15 protein-coding genes are annotated in these 14,352 nt (G+C 58.1%); 12 read left to right on the top strand and 3 right to left on the bottom strand.

Features of this window, described 5'->3' with window-relative positions:
• Nucleotides 1-55: 55 nt before the first annotated feature.
• Both PMI26_RS01315 and PMI26_RS32450 read left to right on the top strand, forming a co-directional pair.
• Nucleotides 56-1,291: an OprD family porin gene (locus PMI26_RS01315; protein ID WP_007980457.1), complete on the top strand. Its 1,236-nt coding sequence runs from the start codon at nt 56-58 to the stop codon at nt 1,289-1,291.
• Nucleotides 1,292-1,452: 161 nt separating this feature from the next.
• Nucleotides 1,453-1,599 carry a Mu transposase C-terminal domain-containing protein gene (locus PMI26_RS32450; RefSeq protein ID WP_081501036.1) on the top strand — a complete coding sequence of 49 codons (147 nt, stop codon included), beginning with the start codon at nt 1,453-1,455 and terminating at the stop codon, nt 1,597-1,599.
• A gap of 401 nt (nt 1,600-2,000) precedes the next feature.
• Here the strand turns inward: PMI26_RS32450 and PMI26_RS01320 are convergent, their stop codons facing one another.
• Nucleotides 2,001-3,344 carry an MFS transporter gene (locus tag PMI26_RS01320; protein ID WP_007980456.1) on the bottom strand — a complete coding sequence of 448 codons (1,344 nt, stop codon included), beginning with the start codon at nt 3,342-3,344 and terminating at the stop codon, nt 2,001-2,003.
• Between the two features lie 307 nt (nt 3,345-3,651).
• Between PMI26_RS01320 and PMI26_RS01325 the strand changes: the two genes are divergently transcribed.
• Entirely contained in the window at nt 3,652-5,085 is a 1,434-nt protein-coding gene (locus PMI26_RS01325) for an aldehyde dehydrogenase family protein (protein ID WP_007980454.1), read from the top strand.
• A gap of 61 nt (nt 5,086-5,146) precedes the next feature.
• Here the strand turns inward: PMI26_RS01325 and PMI26_RS01330 are convergent, their stop codons facing one another.
• A complete protein-coding gene (locus PMI26_RS01330) occupies nt 5,147-6,427 on the bottom strand; it encodes an OprD family porin (protein WP_157222292.1) in 1,281 nt (426 codons plus the stop codon).
• A 224-nt stretch (nt 6,428-6,651) separates the two neighbouring features.
• On the opposite strand from PMI26_RS01330, the gene gcvA reads away from it, so the two are divergent.
• The 9 genes from gcvA to PMI26_RS31115 all read left to right on the top strand — a co-directional run bounded on the left by gcvA (nt 6,652) and on the right by PMI26_RS31115 (nt 14,023).
• Nucleotides 6,652-7,557 (top strand): transcriptional regulator GcvA, encoded by a 906-nt coding sequence (gene gcvA / locus PMI26_RS01335; RefSeq protein ID WP_007980452.1) that lies wholly within the window; start codon nt 6,652-6,654, stop codon nt 7,555-7,557.
• A gap of 94 nt (nt 7,558-7,651) precedes the next feature.
• A complete protein-coding gene (locus PMI26_RS01340) occupies nt 7,652-8,590 on the top strand; it encodes an NAD(P)-dependent oxidoreductase (protein ID WP_007980449.1) in 939 nt (312 codons plus the stop codon).
• Between the two features lie 245 nt (nt 8,591-8,835).
• Nucleotides 8,836-9,195: an OB-fold domain-containing protein gene (locus tag PMI26_RS01345; protein WP_007980448.1), complete on the top strand. Its 360-nt coding sequence runs from the start codon at nt 8,836-8,838 to the stop codon at nt 9,193-9,195.
• Nucleotides 9,192-10,337, top strand: coding sequence for a thiolase family protein (locus tag PMI26_RS01350; RefSeq protein WP_007980447.1), 1,146 nt, complete (start codon nt 9,192-9,194; stop codon nt 10,335-10,337). The genes PMI26_RS01345 and PMI26_RS01350 overlap by 4 nt, the downstream gene beginning before the upstream one ends.
• Before the next feature lies 1 nt (nt 10,338).
• Nucleotides 10,339-11,103 carry an SDR family NAD(P)-dependent oxidoreductase gene (locus tag PMI26_RS01355; protein WP_007980446.1) on the top strand — a complete coding sequence of 255 codons (765 nt, stop codon included), beginning with the start codon at nt 10,339-10,341 and terminating at the stop codon, nt 11,101-11,103.
• A 10-nt stretch (nt 11,104-11,113) separates the two neighbouring features.
• On the top strand, nt 11,114-11,920 hold the full coding sequence (locus PMI26_RS01360; protein WP_007980445.1) for an enoyl-CoA hydratase/isomerase family protein: 807 nt from the start codon (nt 11,114-11,116) through the stop codon (nt 11,918-11,920).
• Nucleotides 11,921-11,938: 18 nt separating this feature from the next.
• Nucleotides 11,939-12,349 (top strand): PaaI family thioesterase, encoded by a 411-nt coding sequence (locus PMI26_RS01365; RefSeq protein WP_007980444.1) that lies wholly within the window; start codon nt 11,939-11,941, stop codon nt 12,347-12,349.
• A complete protein-coding gene (locus PMI26_RS01370; protein WP_007980437.1) occupies nt 12,339-13,544 on the top strand; it encodes a CaiB/BaiF CoA transferase family protein in 1,206 nt (401 codons plus the stop codon). Before PMI26_RS01365 ends, PMI26_RS01370 begins: the two co-directional genes overlap by 11 nt.
• A gap of 134 nt (nt 13,545-13,678) precedes the next feature.
• Nucleotides 13,679-14,023 carry a cobalamin-dependent protein gene (locus tag PMI26_RS31115; protein WP_007980430.1) on the top strand — a complete coding sequence of 115 codons (345 nt, stop codon included), beginning with the start codon at nt 13,679-13,681 and terminating at the stop codon, nt 14,021-14,023.
• Here the strand turns inward: PMI26_RS31115 and PMI26_RS01375 are convergent.
• The coding region (locus tag PMI26_RS01375) for a DUF934 domain-containing protein (RefSeq protein WP_007980428.1) at nt 13,947-14,352 on the bottom strand (406 nt) is incomplete at its 5' end. The genes PMI26_RS31115 and PMI26_RS01375 overlap by 77 nt on opposite strands.

The following is a 14,352-nucleotide window of genomic DNA, read 5'->3' as shown; positions in this document are numbered from 1 at the left end:
TCATTACTCCTGAGGACATGCCTAATATGATCGGGTCCAAAACAATTGCCTGGGCATGGCGGCAGCCTGCGCCTATTCCACGGTCTACGCAGGGTTTGTGGACGACAGCAGCGTTACCCTGACTGCACGCAACTACTATCTTGATCGGGATTACAAAAACGACACTTCTTATTCGGCTGCTCGCGAATGGGCCCAGGGCTTTATCCTCAGGGCCAATTCCGGCTTCACCGATGGAACCGTTGGCTTCGGCCTGGATATCACGGGCATGCTAGGATTCAAGCTGGACTCAGCGCCCGATCGCACCGGCACCCAACTCCTGCCCTTCAACCCACAGACCCGTGAAACTGACGACGATTATTCAGAGTTGGGTGTGGCGCTCAAGACGAAGATCTCGAAGACTCGGCTATCCATTGGGACGCAGTTCCCTACTCTGCCGGTGATCACAGCGAGCCATGCACGTCTACTTCCGCAATCCTTTCGCGGCGCCTATGCAATTTCCGATGACATCGACAACCTGACGCTGCACACCGGACGCATGGATCGAGTGAACCTGCGGAACTCCACTGGCTATCAGGCAATATCAGCGGCGTCGCCCAATGGTCGGTTCAAGAAGGGCGCCATCTCTGAACGTTTTGACTTCATGGGTGGCGACTATCATTGGTCCGACAATTTGACGCTTCGCTATTTGCACGCAGAACTGATGGATTTATACACTCAGAACTTTGCGGGAGGCATCTACCTGCTCCCCCTCGGCCCCGGAAGACTGAAAACAGATGTGCGCGTCTTCAACAGTCGGGATAACGGCCGGGCAGAAGCCGGAAAAGTAGACAACCTGAACGCAGGCACCATGTTCAGCTACCAGATCGCAGCCCACACCTTAGGCTTGGGTTACATGTACCAGACAGGCGAAACGGCATTGCCTTACATTGCTGGCGGGGAGCCAGCAGTGCTCAGCGATGGCACTTTAAGTGCAGACTTCGTAAATCCGAAAGAGCGGACCTGGGTGGCGCGCTACGACTACAACTTCGCTGCTGTTGGTCTACCGGGGCTAACCGGCATGGTCCGCTACTTGCTAGGAACCAACATCGACCTGCCGCAACTGGGGGGTAGCGATCTGACGGAGTCGTCAAAAGATCTGGAATTGGCCTACGTCATTCAGTCAGGTCCGGCAAAAGTCCTCGGTCTCCGCTTGCGCAATGCGTTCTATCGAAATGAACAGAGCTCAGCCTCGACCTTCCAAAGTGACAACGAAACCCGGATCAACATCGACTACACGCTAAAGATCTGCTAACTGACCTTCCTAGAGTTTTCCCGGTGGTTTGCTACACAAGTTGCAATTTATCACTGCACTGAACATTCAGCTATAAAAAAACTCCCGGAGACACATGGCTCGATTACTTTGGTCCGCATAATCCCAATCTTCTAACAAGTAACGAGAAGGCTAAATTAACTATCGATTTTCTTCCCCAGGATAGACGCACTATTAATCCAAAGGGCTTGCGCTTCAAAAATAATTACTATTACTGCCCAGATTTGGCGCCTTACGTCGGGAAGGACGTTTTGATAAACCGCATCCACACGTCCGGCCTCATCACGTAGGCCCAGAAGCGCGGTTGCCGTTGTAAACCTGTTTTTTGATCTGTTAACCACCGTAGTTAACAGATCAAAAAACAGGTTTACAGAATGCTAGAGGTCTACGTTTTTTAAGCCAGCAAGAAAGCTCTTAGCTGTGAGCTCCATGCTGGTGATACGTGTGCTTTCGCGACACCATCGATTGCAAACCGGTACTTTAGGCCTCTTCAAGGCGCAAATTGGTAGCTCGAAAACTACAATTCAACTAAACATCTATTTAGTTGAGTTAAGTTTGGATTGGCTTTAATCGCATTAAAGCATTGTGCAACACCCAAAACCGCCCTCACCCTCGATATCCATCACTGAAATACCAAACGCCCGATGCGGTGCATCGGGCGTTTGGTTTAAACCGATGTAACACTAAATAATCAGCGCAGCGGCAGTCCCTTGGTTTCTGGCATACGCAGATAGACAATAGCACTGATGGCGCTGATCACCGCTAGGTAAATCCAGAACAGGTGCCCATAGCCCCAACCGGCCATCGCGGCCATGAGATATGGCGCGGTTCCACCAAACAACGTCACAGACAACGCGTACGGCAAAGCGATACCGGTCACGCGAACTTCAGCCGGAAATTGTTCCGCCATGGTTACTGCAGAGGCTGCGCCAAAGCCTGTCATGATGACCATGGAGATGGTTTGCAGGATGGTCACTTCCGTCAGGCTGATGCCGACATGCAACAGACCGAAACTTGGCCACGCCCAGATTACCGAAGCGACGGCGAATGCGATCAGAACCGGTCGGCGACCGACTCGGTCAGCAAGTTTCCCGGCAAACGGCAACAGCACCAGTGACACCCCTACCGAGATCACGCCTGCAAGCAATGTGTCACGGATCGACATACCGGTGATCAGGTGGACTTGCGAGGGATAGCTCACCATCCATACATAGTTCAGCAAATTGCCAGCCATGGCGATGCCGATCACCCGCATCGCATCTTTTCTGTGGCTGAAAAACAGATCACGCAGAGGCCGTTTCTTGACGTTGCTCGCGGCGCGCGCTTTGAAGATTTCAGTCTCGCGCACCGACAGACGGATCCACAGCGCGATCACTCCCATCAGGGCGGCAATGATAAAGGCAACGCGCCAACCCCAGTCGTTCAACGCAGCGTCACTGCCCAGTGATGCCAGACCAAAGCCCAGCAGGAACGAGACCATGGTCCCGGCATTGATCGCGAACCATTGCCAAGAGCCGGCAAATGCGCGGCGGTGTGCAGGTGCCGACTCGATCAGGAACGCCGAAGCGGAACCGAATTCACCACCAGCGGAAAACCCTTGGACCAGACGCGCGAAGACCAGAATGATCGGTGCGGCAATTCCGATGCTGTCGTAGTTGGGGCAAAGGCCGATGACCAGCGAGGCCAGCGACATCAGCAGGATAGAAAGCGTCAAGCCTTTCTTGCGACCGTAGCGGTCGGCTACCTGGCCGAGAACCGCACCACCGATTGGCCGCATGATGAAACCGACGGCGAAAATCGCCAACACCGACAGCAAGCTGGTAAGACTATCTCCAGCTGGAAAGAACTGCCGGGCAAGGATGGAAGAAAACGTGGCGTAAATCACCCAGTCGGTATACTCGACTATGGTGCCGAGCGTTGCGGCGACAATGGCCTTTTTCTCGCCATAGGTCAGTTGTCGCCCTTGAACATTTGCACTGGAGCCTGATGCCGACTCTGGCGGCAGTGCACTCATCAAACTATTGTCGTTACTCATTTCTACGGCTCCCGTGGGCGCTATTATTATTGACCTCTAGTCGCGGCCTCGTCTTGTCACGGGTTCATACTGCTATTTACCCGCGCCCCGGTGAATCGAGATTTTCGCCCTGCATCGTTGATTAAATCTCAATGCATAGGCGTCTATTGAATATTTCAGGCTATATGAATTTGTTTGATATTTGCTCAATCGCCAACGCCATAAAACTCAGTTGAGCAATATGAATCTGCTGGTTGTAATAGGTATTCGTAATGGAGTTATTAAACAATAAAGACGAGCCTCACTGCAGTTTCAGAGGAGACACACAATGTTTGTAAAAGTTAACAGCTTCGTCGACGGCCGTTCCCTGGCGCCGACTGACGGGCAGTATGTCGACAAGATCGATCCGCGCACAGGTGCCAAGATCAGTGAAGTCGCCAGCAGCGGGCCGAAGGATGTGGCGCTGGCAATCGAGTCGGCAGCCTCTGCGCTGCAAAGCTGGCGTGACATGCGCCCCGCCGAACGTGGGCGCATCCTCAATGAATTCGGGCGCATCATCCGTCAAAGCGAAAAAACGCTGGGCGCGCTGGAAAAGGCCGATACGGGTAAACCCGGCAGCGAGATGGCGGCGCTGATGGACCTGACCGCTCAGTACTTCGAGTTTTATGGTGGCATCGTCAACGTCATGGACGGGGATGTGATCAACCAAGGCCCCGACTATCACATCTATACACGCCGTGATCCCTTTGGCGTGATTGGCGTCATCCTGCCTTGGAATGCCCCGCTCCACCAGGCAGCGCGCGCTATCGCGCCCGCCCTCGCTACCGGCAATACCGTGGTGGCCAAACCCTCCGAACACACCTCTGCCTCGCTGGTGGAACTGGCGCGCATTGCCGTGCAAGCCGGAGTGCCTGCAGGTGTCTTCAACGTCATCGTGGGTAAAGGCAGTGTGATCGGCCCAGCCATGGCGCATAACCCACACATCCGCAAGATCTCCTTTACTGGCGGCCTGCGCGCTGGCCAGGAATTGGGACACATCGCCGCCGAACGCATCCTGCCGCTGACCCTCGAACTGGGCGGCAAATCTGCCAACATCGTGTTCGACGACGCCGACCTCGATGCGGCCGCCAAAGGCTCGACCAAGGCATTTACCTGGAACAGCGGCCAATGGTGCGCGGCAGGCACGCGGTTGCTGGTTCAGGAGAATATCCATGACCGCTTCGTCGACAAGCTGGTTGCCGAGGTGGGTGCCCTGCGCGTCGGCCCGGAGGATGACTCGACGTCCGGGCCGATTACCACTCACGCGCAGTTCGAGAAGATCCAGAGCTACTTCGCCATCGCCGAGCGCGAGGGGCTGAAGCCGGCAATCGGCGGCAAGGTGGCCACGCGAGCGGGCTATGAAAACGGCTGGTATATCGAACCGACGGTCTACACCGGTGTAACCAACAATATGACCCTGGCGCGCGAGGAGATTTTTGGGCCTATCGTCTGTGTCATTCCCTTCAAGGATGAAGCCGATGCGCTACGGATCGCCAACGACAGCGAATTCGGCCTCGGTGCCGGCATCTGGAGCCGTGACATCGGCCGGGTGCATCGGGTTTCGGCGCAGCTGGAGGCAGGCCGAATTGTCGTCAACGAGTACAGCGGAGGTTTCGTCCAGACGCCTTGTGGTGGATTCAAGCAAAGTGGCTACGGTCGCGAGCAAGGCATCGACGCCCTCTCCCACTATACCCAGCTCAAATCTGTGATCATTCGCCTTTAAATCCCTTCCAAACAAAAAACAAAAGGGCGCAACCATTGGCTGTGCCCTTTTCGTTAACTGTTTACCAGATCGGCAGGGAGTAGCTGAGAATCAACCTGTTCTCGTCGATATCGCTGGCAAAGTTGCTGCGTGTGCTGGCGTTCTTCCATTTCACGGCAAGGTTTTTCAACGCACCACTCTGAATGACGTACGCCAGTTCTGTGTCCCGTTCCCACTCCTTTCCAGCCTGAGCCCGGTTGCGCACACTCACCTCGTCGCCCGACAGATAGCGGGTCATGAAGGTCAGGCCAGGAATACCAAGCGCTGTGAAGTTGTAGTCGTAGCGTAGCTGCCAGGAACGCTCATCCTGATTGCCAAAATCATTGATTTGCACCAGGTTGATCAGATAAGCATCGGTTCCATTGAGGTTGGCGAAGCCGGTAGCGCCGCTCATACGTTGATACCCCAGTCCCACTGAATGTCCGATCGCGCTGTAGGTGAACATCGCGCCAAGTGCGGAGTTTTCAACGTTACTGCCGCCCTCCTCGAGGCTACGCGCCCAGCGGATATCGGACGTGAGCGATTGTCGCTCGGTAAGCGTCAGCTTGTGGTTTAACGTCAGGTAATGCTGCTGGTAGATGCCATCCAGAACGCCGTAGTGGTAGGCAGTACTCAATGCCGGCGTCCAGCGATAGGTCACCCCTGCGAAATCGAAGCGCTCACTACTTGTCTTCCGGCCTGGCCGGATATTGCGTGCAGCGCCGTTGAACACCGTCATGGGTTCATTGTCGCTTGAGTTGCGCAGGTTGATACGGTCGAATCGCCCGAGATCGACGGTCGTATTGCTCAGGTCGGCACTGTTGAGCCAGGCACCACGAAAAGTCTGCGGCAACAAACGCGTGTCGTTGTACATCGCCACAGGCAGTTTGGGCATCAGGGTGCCGGCTTTCAGCGTGCTTTGCGCCATGCGTACCTTGGCAGTCAGCCCCAGCTTGCTGTATTCATCCTGAGCGCGACCATCGCGGTCGGTAACGAGCAGACCCGTGCCGGTCCGTGATGGGCTCGAGTCCAACTTGATGCCGAGCATGCCCAATGCATCCAAGCCAACGCCGATCGCTCCGGGCGTAAAGCCGGATTCATAACGCAGGACAAAACCCTGGGCCCACTCTTCTGCCTTGCTTTGCGCCGCACCTGATTGGCGAAAGTCGCGATTGAAGTAGTAGTTGCGTAAATCCATGCTGGCTTTGCTGTCGGTGATGAAGTCCGCATAAGCCGGCGAATGCACAGTGCTTACTGCGCAGCACAATGCCAGTCCTGAGGCTCGGTGAAAATGCTTGCGATGGCGCGTTTTAGCGATCTTCATAAATGGATCTCTTATTGTTGTCGGATGCCGCAACACGACCAGATGGCGCGTGCGCGCCGATCGTAGAAATCGCAGCCCCCGGACGACAATCGATTAAAACGGGCGCCTGCCTTGAGCTTTTATCAAACGTTCACTTTATTGTTGGGATGCGCCGGGCAATTAAATACACTCCGCGTCCTCGTTTTTTCCAATACAGTAACTTCCAACAACAAGAGATGACTTCCATGGACCGACTGCCGCCACTGAATGCCATCCGCGCGTTTGAGTCCGTAGCGCGTCATTTGAGCATCACCCATGCCGCCGATGAGTTGAATGTCACGCCGGGTGCGGTCAGTCGGCAGATCCGCGCGCTCGAGGAGTTTCTCGGACTCGACCTGTTTGTCCGGGGGCACCGGCAAATCACCTTGACCCCCTCCGGCGAACAATATTTCCGTGCGGTGGCCAGGATGATCGAAGACTTGCGCGGTGCCACGAAGAAACTCATGTCTCCGCCCTTGCGTCGGCAAATCAAGGTGCGTGCCTACACCACGTTTGCCATGCAATGGTTGATACCGAAGCTGGCCAGCTTTCACGCCGAACATCCCAAGATCCAGGTGTTGTTGACGGCATCGCTCGAGCCGGTCGACTTTTACAAGGAAGACATCGATGCCGCGATCCGTCTTGGTTCCGGCGAATGGCCCAATTGCAATTGTTACGTGTTGAGCGACAACCGCCTTGCACCAGTCTGCAGCCCTTCGCTTTTGCAACACGGCCCGGGCCTGAACACACCCGCCGACATCGCGCAGTACACCATGCTGCATTCGATCGCCAGACCCGAGGACTGGCGCTACTGGCTGGAGGCATGCGGTGTCAGCCGAGACGTTGATGCGCTTGCCGGCATGTCATATCAGAGCTCTTCGATGGTCTATGCCGCTGCCGCTGGCGGCCAGGGCATTGCCATGGCGCAGTTATTCCTGGTCGAGAAAGAACTGCGGGACGGCACCCTGATCAGGCCTTTCGAGCAAATTGTCGACATGGGCGTGTACACCTATTATCTGCTCACGCCCAAGCACCGCGAAGAAAGCGATGACACGCGGGTTTTTCGCGAGTGGATCCTCGAACAGGCACGCTTGACCCGCGAAGGCGCTTGACTTTTTTTCAACCAAAACAGGCCAATAACTCCTTTGTCGCAGGGAAATCGGCGCGCCTAGTATGGTGTCTTCCCAATAATAAGGTCGACACGCCATGAGCAATCTTCCTAAGCATTGCGACTCTGCATCGAACGAAACCATCGGTTTTATCGGGTTGGGCGCAATGGGTCAGAAAATGGCCCACCACCTGCTAGACAATGGCTATGGCCTAAGCCTCTTCGATCCCAACCCGCAAGTATTGGCGCCCTTGCTCGCACGCGGAGCGCGCAACCACGCCAGCCCCCGCGAAGTAGCCGATCACGCCCAGATCGTACTGATTTGCGTGCCGACCCCGGATATCGTCGAGCACGTGGTGCTGGGCGACAACGGGGTCATCCACGGTGAACAGGTGAAAATCCTGGTGGACCACTCCACCACCGGTCCGAGTATGGCCAGGCGCGTGGAGCAGGCGCTGCGTGAACGCGGTATCCAGGCATTGGACGCGCCCTTGGCCGGTGGCGTGACAGGCGCAGTCAATGGGACCCTGTCGGTGATGGTCGGGGGTGACAAGACCGCTTACCAACAGTGCGAGCCGGTGTTCGCCTGTTTCGGCAAAAAAGTCGAACATATCGGCACAACGCCAGGCCTGGGCCAGACCTTGAAACTGGTCAACAACATGATCGTTGGTGCCACTCTGGTGGCCACCTGCGAAGCACTGCTGTTCGGTATCAAGTCCGGGCTCGAACCTGGGCAGATGCTGGAGATGCTCAACGCAAGCACCGCCCGCAGCTTCAGCAGCGAACAGATACTGGCCGGTACCGTGATGCAGCGAGAATTCGATTTCGGCTTTCGCCTGGACCTGATGCGCAAGGATATACGGCTGTTCCTCGCCGAGTCGGAAAACGTCGGCACACCGGCCTTCACCTGCGCAGTGGTCAAGCAGTTCTTCGATCAGGCCATGAGCGAAGGTGACCCGGCCCGCGACATGACCCACGTAGTCAAAGTGCTCGAAAAAATGGCCGGCGCCACCATCGAAGGGCATACCTCATCATAGCCTTACCCTCCTCCTTTTCTGGATGAAGGAAAGCTGTCCTCGCTGACTGGTTTCAAGGCGTAAAATAAACCAGGCGGGCCGGTAAGGCCGCCTGCGTGGGCGTCTCTCAATGCGTCCCTCTGCCGCTCCTGGTTTGATTTTTTCTCAATTCAACCGCGTTTTTATATCGTTTGTCGCCCATTGAGGCGTGCCCGAACATACCTCCAGACGTTCGCTATCGAGCGTCAATAAAAACAGGAGGTCACATGAACAGTCCGTCACCTATCTGGGCATCCACCACACCGCCCGGTCTTGCTGCCTCGCGACATCTTGGCACTGACGAAATCTTCTTTCCCGCGGTACCTGCCGATTCGCCCCTGGCCGATCAGTTCCAGGACACCACCCTGAGCGTGGAAGGCCGCGTGTACAGCTTCACCATCATGCACCCCAGCCCCAAGAGCGGGCTCAACCCCTTCGTTCTGGCCTACGTCGACCTGCCCGGTCCGGTCCGCCTGTTCGGCCGCCTCAATGGCAGCAGCGGCCGTCCGTTCATTGGCGAAAAATGCCGTGTGATTGCCGACGAGACTTTTGGCTACGTATTCGAATCCCTGGAGGTACGTCCATGACCCAGATGCATGTAATGGGCGCCGCGATGACGCCATTTGGCCGCCACGTGGGTGTGATGGCTCCGGAGCTTGCCCAGCGAGCGATTCTTGACGCGGTGGCCGACGCCGGCATTGCCCTGGCCGACATCCAGGCGGTTTATTGCGCCAATGTGTTGGGCGGGATGATTCTCGGCCAGGTGATCCTGCGTGACCTGGGCCTCAAGGGCGTTCCGGTCTACAACATCGAAAACGCCTGCGCCAGCGGCGCCACGGCGGTCCACCTGGCTCGGCATGCACTGCTGGCCGGGCAATACGAGCGGGTTCTGGTGTTTGGCATCGAGCAATTGACCGCGCTGGGCGGCGGCACCATCCCCATGCAGCGCAACGATCGCATGACCGACCTGTACGCCACCGCCGGTATGGTGCTGCCTGCGGTGTACGCCATGCGTGCCACCCGTTTTATCCATGAGCGCGATGCCAAACCAGCCGACCTCGCGGCTATCGCCGTGAAAAACCGCCACCATGGTTCGCTCAATGAATATGCGCAGCAGCGTACCGAAGTCACCCTGGAACAGGTGCTGAGTTCGCGGATGATCGCCGACCCGCTGACCCTGTTGCAGTGCTGCCCGTCGCAAGTCGATGGCGCTGCCGCAATGGTGCTCGGAACGCAGCCTGGACCACAGGCCAAAGCCGTCAAGGTGCTGGGGTCGATCGTTGTCTCGGGCATGCGTGAAACCGGCGATGACGACATTCTCGATGCCGAAATCACCGCACGGGCGGCACGCATGGCCTATGAGCAAGCCGGTGTGACGCCCGCTGACATCGGCGTGGTCGAACTGCATGACGCCTTCACTATCGCCGAATTGCTCTATTACGAAGCCCTCGGCCTAGCGGCGCCGGGCGAAGCCGTGTCGCTGTTGCACTCGGGGGCTACGGCGCTTGGCGGCCGCGTACCGGTTAATCCAAGTGGCGGTCTGCTTGCCAAGGGGCATCCGCTGGGCGCTACCGGCGTCGCGCAAATGGTCGAGCTGACCTGGCAATTGCAAGGGCGCGCCGGCAGTCGTCAGGCTGGCACACCGAAGTTGGGCCTGGCGCAATGCACCGGTGGCGGTATTGCTGGCGTCGATCACGCCGCTTCTGCCGTCCACATTCTGGGAGTTTGAGATGAGCACTCGAAATTTCACTGCCACACAGGTCGCCGCGATCACCGGCGCCGCTCGCGGCATCGGCCTGGCTATCGCCGAACGACTGGCGCGCCAAGGCGTATTTGTCTATCTGTTGGACCGCGACGAAGCAGCACTCGCCGCAAGCGTTGAGGCCTTGACGGGGCATGGTTTGAAGGTCGCTGGCATTGCGCTGGACTTGACCGAAGGTGAGGCGGTCACTGCGGCGTTTGCACGGATCCACGAAGCCCACGGGTCGCTCGACTTTCTGGTCAATAACGCCGGTGTGGTCAGGGACAAGCGTTTCCTGAGCATGACCGAGCAGGACTGGGACCTGGTCGTCGATACCAACCTGCGTGCCCAATTTCTGTGCTGCAAGGCCGCCCTGCCGTTGATGCTGGAAAAAGGCTTCGGCCGTATCGTCAACATGTCCTCCAGGGCCTGGCTCGGCGGTTTCGGCCAGGCCAACTACTCGGCGGCCAAGGGCGGCGTGGTGAGCCTGACCCGCAGCCTTGCCATCGAGTTCGCCGCCAAGGGCATTACTGTCAACGCCATCGCGCCCGGCATTGTCGATACCCCGCTGTTCCAGAGCTTCGCCCCTGAGGTTCAGGCAAAACTTAAGGAAACCGTGCCGGTAAAACGCATTGGCACCCCCGATGACATCGCCAACGCCGTGGAGTTTTTCCTCGACCCAGCCAGTTCCTATGTGACCGGACAAACCTTGTATGTCTGCGGCGGACGCAGTCTGTCGTCGGCCAGTGTCTGAGGTGAGCGCCATGTCAGTTTCAATGCAAATACAGGGAGCGATTGCGCTGATCACCCTTGATCGCCCGCAGGCCTTGAATGCCCTGGACCTGGACTCGCTCCAGGCCCTTCGCGAGCATCTGGAGCATGTGCGCGACAACCCTGCGCTGCGTGTCGCCGTCATCACCGGCGCCGGCGAACGGGCGTTCTGCGTCGGTGCAGACCTTAAAAGTACCCGTTCTTCGTCCGCCTCATATGCCCAGGCGCTGTTCCTGGCCAATGAGCCTGCTGCCGATGCCGGTCTTTACATCCGCTTGATGGACCTCACCGACCTTGATCTGCACAAGCCACTGATTGCCGCTGTCAACGGTCACTGCCTGGGCGGTGGACTGGAGCTGGCATTGCAATGCGACCTGCGCATCTCCAGCAGCAGCGCCTCCTTCGGGCTGCCCGAGGCTGCCGTGGGCTCTATCCCTGCAGTAAGTGGTTTGCACCGGCTGATGCGGGCGATACCGGCGGCCCCTGCCATGCAGATGGCCTTGACCGGGCAACGTATCGATGCCCATCAGGCACTGACTATCGGCCTGATCTCCGAGCGGCTGGACAGCCACCAGGCATTGCTGGCGCGCGCCATGGAGCTTGCCGAACGTATTGCACAGCAGGCGCCCTTGGCCATACAGGCACTGCAAACCCTGTCACGCAGCACAGCGCACCTCAGCGACCGCGATGCCCAGCGTTTGACGGAGTTGTATTGGGGGGTACTGCGCGATACCGAAGATCGTATCGAGGGGCGTCAAGCCTTTGCCGAGAAACGTGTACCTCACTACAAGGGCCGCTAGATGGCCCAAGGAGCGATCATGCAATTGCACAATCCCTTTCTTCAGGGTCTGGGCGTCACGTTGGTCCGCTGGGTGCCGGGAGAGGCTGAATTCCAGCTGCACATCTCCGAGCAACATCTCAACCGCCAGGGCGCGTTACACGGCGGGATGATCGCCACGTTGATGGACGCGGCTTGCGGCTATGCCGGCCTGCACACTGGCGAAGGCGAAGCAGAGATTCATGGACTCACCGCGATGTTGAACATTGCCTACCTGCAACCGGCATTCGAGGGGAGCGTTAGCGCATTGGGCCGGGTTCGCCGCGCCGGCAGGAGCCTCTACTTCGCCGAAGCCGAGCTGCTGTCCGACACCGGCGTACTTCTGGCCACCGCCCAAGGGACCTTCAAGAAACCCCGGGCGTCGATCCGCGGAGGTAATCATGTTACGTAACGCACTGGACGGCCTCACCGTCCTCGATTTCACCCAGATCGCCGCAGGCCCTACAGCGACTATGCTGCTGGCCGACATGGGGGCACGGGTCATCAAGGTCGAACCCCGCGAGGGAGAGTTGGGGCGCACCCTAGGGCCGGCCTGGGTGGGCGAAGACAGCGCGCTTTACCACGCTTTCAACCGGGGCAAGCAATGCATCGGCCTGGACCTAAAGCATCCCGACAGCATCGAGGTCATCAAACGGCTGGTACTGCAAGCCGACGTGCTGATCGAAAGCATGCGCCCGGGCGTGATGACCCGGCTGGGCCTGGGTTATGAAACCCTGGCCGCGCTCAAGCCTGACCTGATCTATTGCTCAATCTCGGCCTACGGCCAGGAAGGTCCCTATTCGGACCGGGCGGGTGTCGATGGGATTCTACAAGCGGATTCCGGACTGATGAGCCTGATTGGCACACCAGGCTCGGCCCCCTGCAAAGTGCAGGCTCCAGTGGTGGACGTAGTCACCGGCTACATGGCCTGCATGGCCGTATTGGCCAAGCTACACGCCCGTCAGCACGATGGGCTGGGCGGCCATCTGGATGTCAGCCTGATGAACTCGGCGCTGGCACTGCAACAGTCGTCCATCACCAGTTATCTGAGCGATGGTAAGTTGCCGACTCGCATCGGCAGCGGCGCACCCTACTCGGCTCCCAACGAAGCCTTCCAGACCGAGGATGGCTGGCTGATGGTTGCGGCCTACAACGGCAACCGCTGGCCGACATTGTGCAAGGTGCTGAACCACGAAGAATGGATTACCGACCCACGCTTCGTCAGCTCCGCGCAACGGGTCATCCACCGCGCCGAAATGTGCGCAGCGCTGACCGACGTGTTCATGCGCAAGCCAACGGCCCATTGGCTGCAGGTGTTGCATGAAGCGGACATTCTCTGCTCGAAGGTGGCCGACTACAGCGATCTGATGAAGCATCCGCAGCTCGCCAGCAATGGCATGCTGGTTGAGCTCAACCATCCTGTACATGGCGCCGTGCGCGTCCCGGGGTTTCCCATCAACAGCGTGCAGGCTGCGCAAACGCCCTATGCGCCAGCCCCGCAAAACGGTGAACATTCTCGCTCGGTGCTGCGCGACTTTGCGTTTTCCGAAGCGCAGATCGCCGCGCTGGAGGCATCGCAGGCGTTGCACTGTAGCGAACCCCTCTGATCGCCAGTGGCTAAACCCCGGGCCCTTTCTTCGCGATGCGCTGAAAGGCCCCGGGGTTTTTCTTTTCTGCAAAACACTCCGTTATTGAAACTCGCTGCACATGTCGCGGCCTTCTTCACGGTTTACGATGCATCATGGCCGACCGCCACAAGTACTGTTCGGAAAGCTTGGGCCTGGATGGCCATGATCGCGGGATCCGCTTGATCAACTCAGTACTCGTCGAAGCAGGATTTCGGGTCACGATGCTGCCACTGTTTCAGAGCCCCACTGAATTGCTGGCGTCCAAGGACGGCGCCGGGCCGATCGACCTGATCGGGTTTTCCAGCCTGGCGGGCGTGCACAACGAAATACTCTACGACCTGCTCGAACATCGACGTCCGCGCGAACCGAATACAGCAAGGTTCAGCGACGCCGAAACAACGGCCGCGGCTCAATCACCGAACGCCCATACAGCACGCTCATACCAGCCAGCCCCTTAAGGGCATCCTCAGGGGATTTGTCTTCACGCACGGCAAAGCTGGTGAAACCGCACTGGCGCATGTGGCTGAGCTGATCGCGCAGCACATCGCCGATTGCGCGCAACTCGCCCTCCCAGCCCAGCCTCGTACGCAGCAGATAGGCCTGGCTGTAGCCACGTCCGTCGCGGAAGCTGGGGAAATCCAGGGCGATAAGTGGCAATACGTCCAGCCACATTTCAAGACTTTCCAAATCGTCATCGGGGCCGAGCCACACGCCATCCACGCTGACTTTCTGCAGATCGCCCCTCCCCTGTCGCTGGCGCCAGCGAGCCAGTGGCAGGGTCAGCGGG

It is taken from the genome of Pseudomonas sp. GM33 (assembly GCF_000282295.1).
GTDB lineage: Bacteria > Pseudomonadota > Gammaproteobacteria > Pseudomonadales > Pseudomonadaceae > Aquipseudomonas > Aquipseudomonas laurylsulfatiphila.
This window is presented reverse-complemented; position numbering and strand designations above follow the sequence as displayed.

Excerpts from the sequence above, each read along its gene's own strand:
- PMI26_RS01315 (WP_007980457.1), top strand. The coding sequence starts at position 56 with ATGGCGGCAGCCTGCGCCTATTCCACGGTCTACGCAGGGTTTGTGGAC.
- PMI26_RS01320 (WP_007980456.1), bottom strand. The coding sequence starts at position 3,344 with ATGAGTAACGACAATAGTTTGATGAGTGCACTGCCGCCAGAGTCGGCA.
- PMI26_RS01325 (WP_007980454.1), top strand. The coding sequence starts at position 3,652 with ATGTTTGTAAAAGTTAACAGCTTCGTCGACGGCCGTTCCCTGGCGCCG.
- PMI26_RS01330 (WP_157222292.1), bottom strand. The coding sequence starts at position 6,427 with ATGAAGATCGCTAAAACGCGCCATCGCAAGCATTTTCACCGAGCCTCA.
- gcvA (WP_007980452.1), top strand. The coding sequence starts at position 6,652 with ATGGACCGACTGCCGCCACTGAATGCCATCCGCGCGTTTGAGTCCGTA.
- PMI26_RS01340 (WP_007980449.1), top strand. The coding sequence starts at position 7,652 with ATGAGCAATCTTCCTAAGCATTGCGACTCTGCATCGAACGAAACCATC.
- PMI26_RS01345 (WP_007980448.1), top strand. The coding sequence starts at position 8,836 with ATGAACAGTCCGTCACCTATCTGGGCATCCACCACACCGCCCGGTCTT.
- PMI26_RS01350 (WP_007980447.1), top strand. The coding sequence starts at position 9,192 with ATGACCCAGATGCATGTAATGGGCGCCGCGATGACGCCATTTGGCCGC.
- PMI26_RS01355 (WP_007980446.1), top strand. The coding sequence starts at position 10,339 with ATGAGCACTCGAAATTTCACTGCCACACAGGTCGCCGCGATCACCGGC.
- PMI26_RS01360 (WP_007980445.1), top strand. The coding sequence starts at position 11,114 with ATGTCAGTTTCAATGCAAATACAGGGAGCGATTGCGCTGATCACCCTT.
- PMI26_RS01365 (WP_007980444.1), top strand. The coding sequence starts at position 11,939 with ATGCAATTGCACAATCCCTTTCTTCAGGGTCTGGGCGTCACGTTGGTC.
- PMI26_RS01370 (WP_007980437.1), top strand. The coding sequence starts at position 12,339 with ATGTTACGTAACGCACTGGACGGCCTCACCGTCCTCGATTTCACCCAG.
- PMI26_RS31115 (WP_007980430.1), top strand. The coding sequence starts at position 13,679 with ATGGCCGACCGCCACAAGTACTGTTCGGAAAGCTTGGGCCTGGATGGC.